We start from the raw sequence: 13393 nt of genomic DNA, 5'->3' as shown, positions 1-13393 counted from the left end.
TAATTTCCGGGAGGTTTGGAATGCCCTTGTCCGATCAGGAGCGTATTGACGCGCAGATGCGCAACCCGCGTATCGTCCAGCTGTGGCGCGCGCTGGCGCCGCTGAAATCCTGCGTCTCCTTCATGAATACGGGTGCGCATCCCGATGACGAGACATCCGAGATGCTGGCAGCGCTCGGGCTGCGGGACGGCGTGGCGCTGTCATTCGCCTGCGCCAATCGCGGCGAGGGCGGGCAGAACGCCATCGGCTCGGAAGTCACGCATGATCTGGGTGTGGTGCGCACTGCCGAGATGGAGCGCGCCGCCGATGTGCTGAACCTCAATCTCTACTGGCTTTCCGAAACGCCGGACGACGCCGTCTTCGATTTCGGTTTTTCCAAGAGCGGCAAGGAAACGCTGGGCAAATGGGGACGTGAACGCACGCTGAAGCGTTTCGTCGAGATCATACGCACCGAACGCCCGGACATCATCTGCCCGACTTTCCTCGACATTCCGGGCCAGCACGGCCATCACCGGGCGATGACGGAACTGGCGCATGCGGTGATGGACGCGGCGGCTGATCCGGCGTTTCCCGATGTGGATCTGCCGGTATGGCAGGTGAAGAAGCTCTATCTGCCGGCATGGTCCGGTGCGGGCGACGCCTATGATGACGATCTGCCGCCACCGAGCGCCACGCTGACGGTGAAAGGCGGCGGCGAAGACCCGGTGACGGGCTGGAGCTGGGCGCAGATCGGCGAGCAGTCACGCGTGTTCCATCGCACACAGGGCATGGGCCGCTGGGTCGCGCATGGCGCGCCGAACGACTGGCCGCTCCATCTGGTGCGCTCGGAGGTTTCCGGCCCGGATGACAGTGTGACGGACGGCCTGCCGGTCACGCTGATCGATTTGGCGGCGTTTGCCGGTGCTCCGGAAATCGCCGCGCAACTGGAAACCGCGCATGAGGCCTGCATGGCGGCCATTGCCGCTTTCCCGAACAGGGAGAGCGTGGCGCGAAAGGCAGCCTCGGCACTCAGGGCCGTTCGCGAGGCGCGCGATGCCTGCCCGGCGCACGCCCATGACGAGGTGCAGCACCGCCTTGCCGCCAAGGAAGTTCAGCTTTCGCACGTGATGCGGATCGCAAGCGGCGTGCAGGTGCGCGCTGCACTTGAGCGCGACATTCTGCGCCCCGGCGAGAGCGTGGCGCTGACCATCGAGAGCGCCGGACCCGTGGCGGAAGTGACGCCCGTCGTGCCGGAGGGCTGGCGCGCTGCCGATGGCCTCGTCCATGTGCCGGAGGATGCGCAACCCACCGACTGCTATCCCGCGCATTATCTGCCGGGCAGGGCGCGCCTGCCTGCGGTGCGTGTGGGCGTGACCATTGACGGGGTTTCGGCGGAAACGATGCTGCCGCTTGAGCGCGCGCCGGTGGTTCTGCCCGCGCGCTCGGCCACGCTTGCGCCTGACCGGGCGCTGATCAATGTTGCAGCCAGTGCGCGCACGATCGATCTGCGCGTTTCGGAACTCCATCCGGCACAGGCGGAAACCGCGCTGGAACTGCCGGACGGCTGGACTGCATCGTCGGTGACGGGGGGCTTGCGGGTTACAGCGCCTGAGGCTATCGCGCCGGGGCTTTATGAGCTGCCGCTGGAGATTGACGGTCAGACGGCCGAAACGGTTCACCGGTTCGATTATCCGCATATCGGCGCGCGGGCGCGCGCCTTTCCGGCCAAGCTCTCCGTGCGGGTGCTTGATGTGGCGCTGCCGGATGTGCGAACCGGCTATGTGGGCGGCGGCAATGACCGCGTCGGACTGTGGCTGCGCGCACTGGGGCTCGATGTCACCGACATGAGTGATGAGGCGCTGACGGCTGAGGGGCTGAAGGACATCGACACGCTGGTGGTGGGCATTTTCGCCATGCGCGCCCGTCCGGCGCTTAAAGAAGCGATGCCCGCGGTGAAAGCCTGGGTGGAGGATGGCGGCAATCTGGTCACGCTCTATCACCGCCCGTGGGATGCGTGGGATCCGGAGACGGTGCCGCCGCGCCGGCTGGAGATCGGCAAACCGTCGCTGCGCTGGCGGGTGACGGATGAGAATGCCGAGGTGACCCATCTCGCGCCCGGACATCCGCTGCTCAACACGCCGAACCGCATCACGGATGAGGACTGGAAGGACTGGCACAAGGAGCGCGGGCTTTATTTCGCCAAGAGCTGGGACGAGGCCTATGAGCCGCTTCTGTCCATGGCCGACCCGGAAGAGGACGCGCATCAGGGCGCGCTTCTCTCGGCGCAGATCGGCAAGGGGCGGCACACCCATGCGGCGCTGATCCTGCATCACCAGATGGAGAAACTGGTGCCCGGCGCGTTCCGCCTGATGGCGAACCTTCTGGCGCGACCGTGAGTGCGCCTGCCACGGCAAAGGACAATCTGCGCGCCGGGGCCTGGCTTCTGGCGGATATGGGGCTCAACATCTGGGCCATATCCATCGTCAAGGCGCTGGGCGCGGGCTATCCGCCGTGGCAACTCGTTTTTCTCAGGGCACTGGTCGGGTTCTGCTTGATCCTGCCGTGGCTGGCGCGTCAGCGGCAGGTTCTGTGGTCGATCGACCGCGTTCCGCTGCATCTGTTCCGGGTGTTCCTGTCGGCAGTGGCGCTGACGGGCGGCTTCTATGCCGTCGCGCATCTGCCGCTGGCGCTTTACATGACCATGAATTTCACGCGGCCCGTCGTGCTGGTGGCGCTTTCCGCGCTGATCCTGCGCGAGGCGGTGTCCGGTTCCCGCTGGCTTGCGGCGGGGCTGGGGCTCGTCGGCGCGTTCATCGCCGCAAGCCCCGGCAATGTGGAATGGACGCCGGCCCTGCTCGCGGCGCTGGCCGCCGTTCTGGCAGGCACGGGGGCGATCATCGTCACACGCCAGCTCAAGGGCACGCCGCCGGTGGTGATGATGCTGTTCTATACGGGCGGGCTGGCGCTGATCACCGCCTGGCCGGCCATTTCGGGCTGGCAGGACGTGGCGGCCGGTCACTGGCCGTTTCTGCTGGCCGTCGGCATCTTCTCGCAGGCCGCACAGTTCTGTTTTCTGCGGGCGCACTGGCTTGGCGATGCGGGGTTTCTGGGACCACTCGGCTATTCGAGCCTGATCCTGTCGGGCGTGGTGGGCTATGTCTTCTTCGGCGAGGTGCCCAGCCTCAACACGGTGATCGGCGCGGCCATCATCGTTTCGGCCACTGCCTTTCTCACATTGAGGACGGCGCGGCTGAGAAGCCACGCCGCCTCTGGCAGTTGAAGCCTGTAAGCGCCGATCAATCGGGATCGGCGCCTTCGGCAATCGCCTCGTCGGCGATCTTGGGCCGGAAGTAGCGACCGACGATCAGCGGCATGACGAAGCCGATGATGGCGAAGGACCAGAGCCCGATGGCGAGCCACGAGTTGAACAGCATCGTCCAGTCGCCGTCATGAATGGTCATCGCGCGGCGCAGGTTCTTTTCCATCTGGTCGCCCAGAAGAACGCCGAGGATGATCGGCACCAGCGGCACGTCGAGCTTGCGCAGAACCCAGCCCAGAACGCCGAAGGCGATCATCACCAGAAGGTCGAAGGTGGAGCCGGAAATGCCGTAGATGCCGACGAAGGAGATCATCGCCACGGCGGGCATCAGATAGCGGGTCGGGATCAGCAACACGCGCACGAACAGCGACACCAGCGGCAGGTTCATGGCCAGAAGCATGATGTTGCCGATGAAGAGCGCGGCGATCAGGCCCCAGACCACATCCGGGTTCTGCTGGAAGAGCAGGGGGCCGGGGGTGATGTTGAGCGCGAGCAGCATGGCGAGCAGGACGGCGGTGGTGCCGGAACCGGGAACGCCGAGCGCCAGCATGGGCACCAGCGCGCCGCCGGCGGCCGAGTTGTTGCCGGCCTCGGGCGCTGCCACGCCGCGCGGATCACCCTTGCCGAACGTGCCGTTGCGGTCGGAGATGCGCTTCTCGAACGTGTAGGAGATGAAGGAGCCGAGCGAAGCGCCGGCGCCCGGCAGAACACCGGCGATGAAGCCGAAGACCGTCGAACGGCCCATGGCGGGAATGGTTTCGCGCACCATCTTCCACGGCGGCACGATGCGGCCCACCTTGACCACCTTGTCGTCTGCGCCGCCGCCGGCACGGTGTTCGAGGAAGATGAACACTTCCGAAAGCGCGAACAGGCCGACAATGGCGACGAGGAAGTCGATGCCGTCATAAAGATGCACTTCGCCGAAGGAAAAGCGCGGAACGCCGGTCTGGCCATCGACGCCGATGGTGGCGATGCCAAGGCCCAGAACCGCGGCCAGCGCCGCCTTGGCCTGATTGCGGCTGGCGATGCCGCCAAGCGTGGCGAAGGCGAGCACGAACAGCGCGAAATATTCGGCCGGACCGAACAGGAGCGCGACCTTGACCAGCTGCGGCGCGAGGAAGACGAGCCCCCAGGTGGCGAAGAATGCGCCGACGAAGGATGCAAGACCGGAGATGGCGAGCGCTTCGCCGGCCTTGCCGGCCTTGGCCATGGGATGGCCGTCGAGCGTTGTCATGAGGGCCGGTTCATCGCCTGGAATGTTGAGCAGGATCGATGAGATGCGGCCGCCATACATCGCGCCATAATAGACGCTGGTCAGCAGGATGAGCGCCGGTGTGGCCGGCAGGCCGAGGGTGAAGGCGAGCGGAATGAGGATCGCAACGCCGTTTGAAGGGCCGAGCCCCGGCAGCGCGCCGATGATGGTGCCGAGAAAGCAGCCGATCAGCGCCAGCATGAGGTTCTGCCAGGTCAGTGCGACGGCAAAGCCGTCTGCCAAAGAGGCTAGTGTGTCCATGATAGGGCCTCCCGTCTCAGAAGCCCCAGGGGCCGCGTGCAAGCGACAGCCCCAGGACGAGATGGAAAATGACATAGATGCCGACGGCGATCACAACGCCGGCGATGATGGCGGAAACGGGGTGCGACCCCAGACGCCAGGAAAGGTAGCTCGCTGCGATGGCCGTGCAGAGCACGAAGCCATATTCCTTCAGGAACAGCGCATAGGCGATCATCACGGCGGTGGCGACGCCGATTTCAAACAGCCGCGCGAAGCCTGGCCATTCCGGCTCGGTGTCCGGCTTGAGAATAATGACCACGCTGGAAATCGCGAGCACGGTGCCGATCATGTAGGGAAAGGCCTTGGGGCCAAAGGGATCGGATATGAAGCTCAGTTCGATCTGCGTCGCCTGCCAGAGATAGAAGGCGGCGAGGAGGAAACCGAAAACGCCGAAGATGCGGTCGCTCATGACAGACGTGTTCCCCTGATTGTTCTTGATACAATTCGGGCCTGTGGGGTGTCCCGACAGGCCCGATTAGGTTCGCTCGTGCGTTACTTCACGATGCCGATCTGTTTGGACAGATCGGTGATGGAATCGATGGATTCCTTCACGAAGGCCTGGAATTCCGCGCCCTGCAGGTCGAGCGGTGCGAGACCATTGTTGGCCATGACCTCTTTCCACTCGTCAGAGGCATAGACCTTGCTGACGGCGTCGACCCAGTAGTCATAGGCTTCGTCCGACATGTTGCCGGGGGCATAGAAACCGCGCCAGTTCGCACCGATCACGTCGATGCCCTGTTCCTTCGCCGTGGGGAAGGAAGCGAAATCGCCTTCAAGACGCTCGGGCGCCATGACGGCAATGACCTTGATGTCGCCGGAATCGACGAAGCCCTTGGCTTCCGAGGCATCGCCCGTGAACGCCTGCACGGAGCCGGCGAGGAGCTGGGTAACGGCTTCGCCGCCACCGTCAAAGGCGACATATTTGACCTGACGGACATCCTCGATGCCGGACTTGGAGGCGGCGATCAGAACCTTCAGATGATCCCAGCCGCCCACGGCAGAACCGCCGGCCACGGAGACGGAGGACGGGTCCGCCTTGATCTTGTCCATCAGCTCGGGGAGCGTGTTGATGGGCGAATCCTTGGCGACGGCGATCACGCCGTAATCAGCGCCGACTGCGCCGACCCAGCGCACCTGATCCATCGTGTTGCCGGGGAACGCGCCCTGGGCGAGACGGGTGGCCGTTGCCGAGGAGGCGGCGACAATCAGATTGTTCTCGTCATTGCGCTTGCCGACGACTTCGGCAAAGGCCACACCACCGCCGCCGCCGGCGACATTGGCGACCTGCATGGTGCCGGGAACAAGCTTCAGGTCCTGAAGCGTCTTGCCAACCTGGCGGCAGGTGAAGTCCCAGCCGCCGCCCGGATTTGCAGGCGCGATGCACTCGGTGTTGTTGGGATCGAACGCGAACGCCGACAGGCTGGACGCAAGTGTGACCACGGCCGCAAGGCCAAGCAGCTTCTTCATGGAATTCCTCCTGTTAAGCAGTTCCGCCACATGGTGGACGGAACTCTCCTCAAACCTGTTTTTTAACCGCTGTCCTCCCGGAAACCGGAGCGGTGCGCCAATGAGATTGTTCTCATGACGATGGAGAGCCTATAGGGTGTCCCTGTCACAAAGCTGTCAAAGTCGGGAAAAATGCATTTCTTGATCGTCGAAGACACACGCGATGTCGCAGAAGCCATTGAAAGAAGGCTGGAAAAGGCCGGTCATGTGAGTGATCGTGCGGAGACGCTGGAAGACGCAAGGCACTTCGTGGCGATGGCGCATCACGACCTTGTCATTCTCGACATCAACCTGCCCGACGGGTCGGGCATTGCGTTTCTGAAAGCGCTGCGGGCTGCGGGAAACCGGGTTCCGGTGCTGGTTCTGACGGCGCGGCTTGCGGTCAACGACAAGATCGATGCGCTCGATCTCGGCGCGGACGACTACATGATCAAGCCGTTTGATCTCGGCGAGCTGGAAGCGCGCATCCGCGCCATCATCCGCCGGCGCAGCGGCGAGGCTGACCGGACGCTTTCGGTCGGAAAGCTGACCTTCGACATGGCGGCGCGGCGGGTTCTGATCGACGGGCAGCCCTGTGATCTGACCCGGCGCGAGCAGACGCTTCTGGAGATTTTCCTCACAAACCGGGATCGTGTTCTCGACAAGGAGGATTTGCTCCTGCGCCTGTTCGGCCATGATGATGAGCGCAATCCCAATGCGGTGGAGCTTTATGTCGGGCGGCTGCGGCGCAAGATCGAGGGTTCCGGACTGGAAATCCGCACCTTACGGGGGCTCGGCTATCAGGCGGTGACGATGGAGACGGGCGGCTGATGGCGCATCAGGGGCGCGAGGCTGCGCCCGACCGCAGCCTTTCGATTGCCTATCGACTGGCCATTTCTCTGACTCTGGTGCTCGGGCTCGCCGTGGCAGCGACGATTTATGCGGCCTATGGCTATGGCCGGCAGGCGGCCAACGAAGCTTTCGACCGGCTGCTTCAGGGCGCGGCGCTTCAGATTGCGGAGCGCATTTTCGTGATCGAAGGCGAGGTGCGCGTCGATATCCCCGTTTCGGCGTTCGAGCTTCTCTCGCTTGCCAAGGACGAACGCGTTTTCTACCGGGTCGCGCAGCCGGACGGCGCGACGCTGACGGGCTATGAAGACTTCCCGCTGCCCGAAACTGACGAGATCCCCGAGGGCGGTCTTGCCTATGAAGTGGATTTTGGCGGCGAGCGGGTGCGCGCGCTTGCAACCCTGCGCAGGCTGGCGGAACGGGCGGTGAGCGGCGATATCTACATCGTCGTGGCGCACACCACGGGAAGCCGCGAGCAGCTTGCCCGCAGCATGGCCACACAGGCCGTCGCCGTGATCGCCGGTGCGGGTGTCGCCATTCTGGTTCTGGCGCTTCTGGCCATGCGCTATGCGATGCGCCCGCTGGAGCGCATTCAAACGGCGATCCTTGAGCGTGACCCGCTCGACCTCTCGCCCTTTTCCATGCATGCGCCGGAGGAGGTGTCGGCGCTGGTCGCCTCCATCAACCGCTTCATGGGGCGGCTCGACCGGCGGGTGCGCGCCATGCAGGACTATGTGGCCGATTCCGCGCATCAGATACGCACCTCGATCACGGCTCTGCGGGCGCATAGCGAGCTGGCGCTGGACGAGGACGATCCCAAACGGCTGAAAGTGCTGCACCGACGCATCCGCAGCCGCGCCATAGGGCTGAACCGGCTGACCGACCAGTTGCTCAGCCATGCGCTGGTGACACACCGCGCCGACACCGCACCGCTGGAGCCGCTCGACCTGCGGCGCATCGCTGTCGACGCTGAACGCGAGTTCACGCAGCTTGCGGGTGGCGGCAGATCGCGCATCCGTCTCGACTTGCCGGAAGAACCGGTGATGGTGCGCGGCGATGCGTTCAGTCTGGGGGAAGCCGTGAAGAACCTTTTGAACAACGCGCACGCCCATGGAAAGCCGCCCATCGCGCTTGGCGTATCGAGCCATGGCGAACGGGCGCGGGTCACCGTCACGGATCGCGGCGGGGGGCTCTCCGTGCGTGATCCCGTCGAGATCGGCCAGCGCTATGCGATCAACCCCAACAAGCCGGAAAGTGCGGGGCTCGGGCTCGCGATCGTGCGTGAGGTGGCGGAGTTTCATCACGGGCATATCGCGCTTGATGGCGGGGAGGGCGCGTTCTCCATCAGCCTCGATCTGCCGCTTGCAACACCGGGAGACCAGCCGGCATGATACGCTTCATCCTGTGCGTTTCGGCGCTGTTCGCGCTCCTTCATGCGCTGCCGGCCCACGCCAATGACACGGTGTTCGATGCGCCGGACGGCAAGGCTGAAACGCTGGTTATCGGCAGCGTGACCGATCTCGAACACATCGAACCGCTCATTCGGGAGTTTCAGAGAACCAATCCGACAACAGAGGTTGTCTATCGCCAGATGACCAGCCTCGATCTTTATGGCGCTGCGGCGGAAGCCTGCGAGGAGCGGCGCTTCTTTGCCGATGCGGTGATTTCGTCCGCCATTCCCGAACAGGTGCGCCTTGTGAACGATGGCTGTTCGGAGCCGTTCCGCTTTGCGCTGCCACCTGATCTGCCGGACTGGGCCTCGTGGCGCAACGAGCTTGTGGGTCTCACCTTCGAGCCCGCGGTGATCGTCTACGACCGGGAAGGGCTGGAACCGGATGAGGTGCCGCGCAACCGTTTCGAGCTGGTCGACCTTCTGCGCCAGACGGAGCGTTTTCGCGGTCGCATCGGCACCTATGACATCGAAAGCTCCGGCGTCGGCTACATCTTTGCCTTCGAAGACGCCGCGCAGGCTTCCACCTGGGGGCGGCTTCTGGAGAGTCTTGGTCAGAACCGGGCGCAGCTTTTCTGTTGCAGTTCCGATGTGATCGACGGCGTGCGGACCGGCCGGCTGGTGCTCGGCTACAATGTTCTGGGGTCCTATGCGCTCGCCCGGCAGCAGGAAGATCCGCGCATCGGCATCATCTTTCCGTCCGATTACACGCTGGCGCTGTCGCGCGCGGCACTGGTCTCGCGCCATGCCCGCAACAAGCGCGCCGCCAATGCACTGATCGCCCTGGCGCTCAGCGACAAGGGGCAGGAGCTTTTTTCCGGCCCGTCGCGCCTGTTCTCCTCGATGAGCGGGCCTGAAATGCTGGGCAGGATCGATACGGGCGACGGACCGTCTGCCGAGGCGGCGGCCTTCCGGCCCATCGGGCTTTCACCGGCCCTTCTGGTCGGGCTCGATCAGGCAAAGCGCAAGGCGTTTCTCGACCAGTGGCGCAAATCCTTTCGCGCGGGCGGTGGAGAGTAGAAGGCGCGCTATTTGCTTTCCCGTCATCCTTGGCTAATCATGCCGCAAAAATCGGGGAGGGGTGCGGGAGGAAATGGCGAGCGGTCAGGCAGCAAAGGCGCAGCGCAACATGGCAGCGGATCCGGAATTCGGGCCGTGGCTTGCGCAGGCTTCGATTCTTGTCATCGATGATGAGCCGGGCATGCGCAACTTTCTCGTGCGCACGCTTGGTCCGCGCTGCAAGCGGCTCGATGAAGCCGCCGACACGGAAGAAGCCTCCCGAAAGCTCGACGCCAACCACTATGATGTGGTGATCCTAGACAACATCATGCCCGGCAAGAACGGCGTCGACTGGCTGGCGGAGCAGCGGGCCATCGGTTTTTTCTCCAACGCCATCCTGATGACGGCCTATGCGGACCTCGAAACCGCAATCCAGGCGCTGCGCGCGGGCGCGGTCGATTTCATCCTGAAGCCGTTTCGCTCCAACCAGCTTCTGAACGCGGTGGCCCGCTGTCTCGATCAGATGCGGCTCCAGCGTGAAAATTATGTGCTGCGCTATGAGCTGAAATCCACATCGGACCATGTGTTGCTGCGCGACAAGCTGATCGGCGGATCAAAGGCGATCAGTGATGTGCGCAACACGATCGCGCGCGTCGCGCCGCTGCCCACATCGGTGCTGCTGACCGGCCAGTCGGGCACGGGCAAGGAAGTGGCGGCGCGCTCGCTGCACTCGCTGTCGGACCGCGCGGACAAGCCCTTCGTGCCGGTCAATTGTGCGGCGATCCCGCCAGACATGATCGAGACCGAGCTGTTCGGCCATCTGAAAGGCGCGTTCACGGGGGCGGAAGGCGGTCGCGAAGGCCTCTTCATGCATGCCCAGGACGGCACGCTGTTTCTCGACGAGATCGGCGAACTGCCGCTTGCGACACAAAGCAAACTCCTGCGGGTACTCGAAGACCGGCGCATCCGCCCGGTCGGCTCGGAACGTGAAATCCCGGTCGATCTGCGTTTCGTCTTCGCCACCAATGCGGAGCTTGAGAAACAGGTGGAGGCCGGTCAATTTCGCGCCGATCTCTTCTTCCGCATCAATGTGATGCAGATCCACCTGCCGCCGCTCAAGGATCGCGATGACGATGTGCAGGAACTGGCGGATTTGTTCATGAGCAAACTCTCGCTGCAGCTCGGCACGCCGGATGTGCCCATCGGCGCGGATGTGCGGGCCGCACTTGCGGCCTATGCGTGGCCCGGAAACGTGCGCGAATTGCGCAATCTGATCGAACGCACGCTCATTCTGGGGCGTTTCCCGGACGACTTTGGCGGAAATGGCGCAATTGTTCCCGAAGCGACCGTCGGCGGCGAAAGCCTGGCCGACATCGAACGCCGGCATATTCTGGCCGTTCTGAAGCGCACCGGCGGTGACCGGGAAGCGGCGGCGCAGCAATTGGGCATTTCGCGCAAGACAATCGACCGCAAATGCGCGGCCTGGAATGTCTGAGCGATTAGCGACACGCCAGCAAAGGGGAAAGGGCGGTTCGGTCCGCTTTCGTCTTCTGGCGATCGCGCTCCTGCCGACACTGGTGATCCTGCCGCTGCTGCTTGGCATGGCGGTTTATCGCTGGAACGCCAAGTTCGACGCGGCGCTCATCTCCAAGGTGAATGGCGACCTGACCATTGCGCACCAGTATTTCGCGCGCCTGCTTGAGAACACCGGGGAACGCGTGACGGCGCTTGGCGCATCCGCGCGCTTTCGCGATACGCTTGACGCGGGCGGTGAGGGACTTTCAGCCCTTCTGGAAGAGCATCGCCGCAGGCTCGACCTCGATTTTCTCTATCTCCTGCCTGAAGACGGCGGGGTGCTTGCCTCCGCACCGCACCTTGCAGGCGCGCCCCGGCGTGACTGGCTGATCACCGAAAAGGCCTATGCCGGTGAGGCCATGACGGGCGTCGACATTTTTTCCCGTGAGGAGCTTGCCGATATATCGCCCGCCCTTGCCGACCGCGCCCGGCTGGAACTGGTGCCGACCGCCAATGCCGTTCCCACGGAGCGCGCAGCGGAGACGCGCGGCATGGTCGTGCATTCGGCAACGCCGGTAAGGCTTGCCGATGGAAGCGCGGCAGCACTTGTCGGCGGCAATCTGCTCAATCGGAACCTCGTCTTTATTGATACGATCAATGATCTGGTTTACCGCGAGGCGAGCCTGCCGGAGGGCAGTCAGGGAACGGCGACGCTGTTTCTGGACGATGTGCGCATCAGCACCAATGTGCGCCTTTTCGAGGGGCGCAGGGCGCTGGGCACCCGCGTTTCGAGCATTGTGCGATCGGCCGTGCTGGGACAGGGGCGCGTGTGGCTCGACAGCGCCTTTGTCGTGAATGACTGGTACATCTCCGCCTATGAGCCGATCACGGACACCTATGGCAAGCGCGTCGGCATGCTCTATGTCGGCTTTCTGGAAACGCCGTTCACCCAGGCGAAATACGCAACGCTATTGACGATCGCCATCGCCTTTCTGGCGATAACGGCGCTCAGCGTTCCGCTTTTCCTGCGCTGGGCGCGCTCCATCTTCAAGCCGCTGGAGCGGATGGCCGGCACGATTTCGGAAGTGGAAAGCGGCGATCTTGGCGCGCGGACGGGGATTCACGGCGTCGATGACGAGATTGGCCGCGTGGCGCAGCATCTCGACCTGCTTCTGGAACAGCTACAGGAGCGCGACCGGCAATTGCGCGCCTGGAACGAGGAGCTGAACGCGCGCGTTGAAGAGCGCACGCGGGAACTGCGCCTTGCCAACCGGCAGCTTGAAGCGACGACACGCCAGCTTATCGTCTCCGAAAAGCTCGCCGCCATCGGCGAGATCACTGCTGGCGTGGCGCATGAGATCAACAACCCGATTGCCGTGATGCAGGGCAATCTGGAGGTGGTGCGGCAGGTGATGGGCGAGCGGGCGGAAGAGGCGCGCACAGAGTTTCGCCTGCTGGACGAGCAGATCCACCGCATCAGCCAGATCGTCACCAAGCTGCTTCAGTTTGCAAGACCTGAGGAATATGCAGGGTTTCTGGAACGACACGCGCCGGCGGACGTGATTTCCGACACATTGCCGCTGGTGCAGCATCTTCTCAACAAGAGCGAGATCGTCGTTGAACGCGATGATCGGGCAAGCAGGCTGGTTCTGATGAACCGAACGGAACTGCAGCAGGTTCTGGTCAATCTGATCGTGAACGCCATCCACGCCATGTCGGATGGCGGCACGCTCTCGCTGCGCAGCCATGACAGCGATCTGGACGGCAAGCCGGGCGTCTTGATCGAGGTGGCCGATACGGGCGTTGGCATGTCGGCGAAAATGCTAAGCAAGGTGTTCGATCCCTTCTTCACGACCAAGCGGCAGGAAGGGACGGGGCTTGGCCTGTCGATCAGCCAGACGCTGATTTCGCGACAGGGCGGCAAGATCTCGGCTGAAAGCGAAGAGGGCGTGGGCACGCGCTTCACGATCTGGTTGCCCGAGGCCAGTTGAGGCCTTTGGACAAAATGTCCGGACATTTTGTCCGGGTCCCATGGACAATTTGTCCATAGAGAAACTCTTTCAATCGATAAGCAATTGAAATCGTTCAGCCGTGCCGACTGGCACGCTCATTGCTTGCCCAATGGGTAATGCAAGAGGAGGACGTTTTCAATCACCTGATCCCGCAGCGGGGACCGTGTCTGGTGCGCAGGGCGCCGGACCAGCGCAGGCGGGATTTTCGCACAAGTAACCAGCAGGACGGCTGC

The 13393-nt window shown here is 63.6% G+C and carries 10 protein-coding genes; 7 read left to right on the top strand and 3 right to left on the bottom strand.

Annotated features, from left to right (window positions below; translation table 11 throughout):
* The first annotated feature begins 20 nt into the window (after nucleotides 1-20).
* On the top strand, nucleotides 21-2375 hold the full coding sequence (locus tag ACRTG1_RS15595) for a PIG-L family deacetylase (protein ID WP_432516537.1): 2355 nt from the start codon (nucleotides 21-23) through the stop codon (nucleotides 2373-2375).
* Nucleotides 2372-3259, top strand: coding sequence for a DMT family transporter (locus ACRTG1_RS15590; RefSeq protein ID WP_206547638.1), 888 nt, complete (start codon nucleotides 2372-2374; stop codon nucleotides 3257-3259). The genes ACRTG1_RS15595 and ACRTG1_RS15590 overlap by 4 nt, the downstream gene beginning before the upstream one ends.
* A gap of 16 nt (nucleotides 3260-3275) precedes the next feature.
* Here the strand turns inward: ACRTG1_RS15590 and ACRTG1_RS15585 are convergent, their stop codons facing one another.
* From ACRTG1_RS15585 to ACRTG1_RS15575, 3 genes are all read right to left on the bottom strand, one after another.
* Nucleotides 3276-4811 carry a tripartite tricarboxylate transporter permease gene (locus ACRTG1_RS15585; protein ID WP_206545396.1) on the bottom strand — a complete coding sequence of 512 codons (1536 nt, stop codon included), beginning with the start codon at nucleotides 4809-4811 and terminating at the stop codon, nucleotides 3276-3278.
* 16 nt (nucleotides 4812-4827) lie between these two features.
* Nucleotides 4828-5259 (bottom strand): tripartite tricarboxylate transporter TctB family protein, encoded by a 432-nt coding sequence (locus ACRTG1_RS15580; protein WP_113155087.1) that lies wholly within the window; start codon nucleotides 5257-5259, stop codon nucleotides 4828-4830.
* Nucleotides 5260-5342: 83 nt separating this feature from the next.
* A complete protein-coding gene (locus ACRTG1_RS15575; RefSeq protein WP_206552652.1) occupies nucleotides 5343-6317 on the bottom strand; it encodes a Bug family tripartite tricarboxylate transporter substrate binding protein in 975 nt (324 codons plus the stop codon).
* Nucleotides 6318-6488: 171 nt separating this feature from the next.
* On the opposite strand from ACRTG1_RS15575, the gene ACRTG1_RS15570 reads away from it, so the two are divergent.
* The 5 genes from ACRTG1_RS15570 (at nucleotide 6489) to ACRTG1_RS15550 (ending at nucleotide 13139) form a co-directional block, all read left to right on the top strand.
* Nucleotides 6489-7166 (top strand): response regulator transcription factor, encoded by a 678-nt coding sequence (locus tag ACRTG1_RS15570; RefSeq protein ID WP_113155089.1) that lies wholly within the window; start codon nucleotides 6489-6491, stop codon nucleotides 7164-7166.
* Nucleotides 7166-8575: a sensor histidine kinase gene (locus ACRTG1_RS15565; protein WP_206552651.1), complete on the top strand. Its 1410-nt coding sequence runs from the start codon at nucleotides 7166-7168 to the stop codon at nucleotides 8573-8575. Before ACRTG1_RS15570 ends, ACRTG1_RS15565 begins: the two co-directional genes overlap by 1 nt.
* Entirely contained in the window at nucleotides 8572-9654 is a 1083-nt protein-coding gene (locus tag ACRTG1_RS15560) for an ABC transporter substrate-binding protein (protein WP_206547636.1), read from the top strand. Before ACRTG1_RS15565 ends, ACRTG1_RS15560 begins: the two co-directional genes overlap by 4 nt.
* Before the next feature lie 73 nt (nucleotides 9655-9727).
* Entirely contained in the window at nucleotides 9728-11128 is a 1401-nt protein-coding gene (locus ACRTG1_RS15555; RefSeq protein WP_206545394.1) for a sigma-54-dependent transcriptional regulator, read from the top strand.
* The gene (locus ACRTG1_RS15550; protein WP_432516536.1) at nucleotides 11121-13139 is read left to right on the top strand and encodes a sensor histidine kinase; all 2019 of its coding nucleotides are present in this window, start codon (nucleotides 11121-11123) and stop codon (nucleotides 13137-13139) included. The genes ACRTG1_RS15555 and ACRTG1_RS15550 overlap by 8 nt, the downstream gene beginning before the upstream one ends.
* Nucleotides 13140-13393 lie beyond the last annotated feature (254 nt).

This window comes from Nitratireductor sp. PBL-C9, from assembly GCF_050877045.1.
In the GTDB taxonomy this organism is placed as follows: Bacteria; Pseudomonadota; Alphaproteobacteria; order Rhizobiales; family Rhizobiaceae; genus Nitratireductor; species Nitratireductor aquimarinus.
Note: the sequence above shows the minus strand (reverse complement) of the source record. Positions and strands in the feature narration are given on the sequence as shown.

What these genes read in the sequence shown, in the direction of transcription:
- ACRTG1_RS15550 (WP_432516536.1), top strand. Translation starts at nt 11,121, where the DNA reads ATGTCTGAGCGATTAGCGACACGCCAGCAAAGGGGAAAGGGCGGTTCG.
- ACRTG1_RS15570 (WP_113155089.1), top strand. Translation starts at nt 6,489, where the DNA reads ATGCATTTCTTGATCGTCGAAGACACACGCGATGTCGCAGAAGCCATT.
- ACRTG1_RS15585 (WP_206545396.1), bottom strand. Translation starts at nt 4,811, where the DNA reads ATGGACACACTAGCCTCTTTGGCAGACGGCTTTGCCGTCGCACTGACC.
- ACRTG1_RS15575 (WP_206552652.1), bottom strand. Translation starts at nt 6,317, where the DNA reads ATGAAGAAGCTGCTTGGCCTTGCGGCCGTGGTCACACTTGCGTCCAGC.
- ACRTG1_RS15555 (WP_206545394.1), top strand. Translation starts at nt 9,728, where the DNA reads ATGGCGAGCGGTCAGGCAGCAAAGGCGCAGCGCAACATGGCAGCGGAT.
- ACRTG1_RS15595 (WP_432516537.1), top strand. Translation starts at nt 21, where the DNA reads ATGCCCTTGTCCGATCAGGAGCGTATTGACGCGCAGATGCGCAACCCG.
- ACRTG1_RS15560 (WP_206547636.1), top strand. Translation starts at nt 8,572, where the DNA reads ATGATACGCTTCATCCTGTGCGTTTCGGCGCTGTTCGCGCTCCTTCAT.
- ACRTG1_RS15565 (WP_206552651.1), top strand. Translation starts at nt 7,166, where the DNA reads ATGGCGCATCAGGGGCGCGAGGCTGCGCCCGACCGCAGCCTTTCGATT.
- ACRTG1_RS15580 (WP_113155087.1), bottom strand. Translation starts at nt 5,259, where the DNA reads ATGAGCGACCGCATCTTCGGCGTTTTCGGTTTCCTCCTCGCCGCCTTC.